The 357-nt window shown below is 53.5% G+C and carries 1 rRNA gene; it reads left to right on the top strand.

The window, feature by feature from the left end:
• Positions 1 to 357: ribosomal RNA gene (locus CHH48_RS19185) — 16S ribosomal RNA — on the top strand; the annotation flags it as partial.

Raw genomic sequence — 357 nt, 5'->3', positions numbered from 1 at the left:
AGGGGGCAAGCGTTGTCCGGAATTATTGGGCGTAAAGGGCTCGTAGGCGGTTTCTTAAGTCTGATGTGAAAGCCCACAGCTCAACTGTGGAGGGTCATTGGAAACTGGGGAACTTGAGTGCAGAAGAGGAGAGTGGAATTCCACGTGTAGCGGTGAAATGCGTAGATATGTGGAGGAACACCAGTGGCGAAGGCGACTCTCTGGTCTGTAACTGACGCTGAGGAGCGAAAGCGTGGGGAGCAAACAGGATTAGATACCCTGGTAGTCCACGCCGTAAACGATGAGTGCTAGGTGTTAGGGGGTTTCCGCCCCTTAGTGCTGAAGTTAACGCATTAAGCACTCCGCCTGGGGAGTACG

Origin of the sequence: Terribacillus saccharophilus, assembly GCF_002272075.1 — a bacterium.
In the GTDB taxonomy this organism is placed as follows: Bacteria; Bacillota; Bacilli; order Bacillales; family Amphibacillaceae; genus Terribacillus; species Terribacillus saccharophilus_A.
Note: the sequence above shows the minus strand (reverse complement) of the source record. Positions and strands in the feature narration are given on the sequence as shown.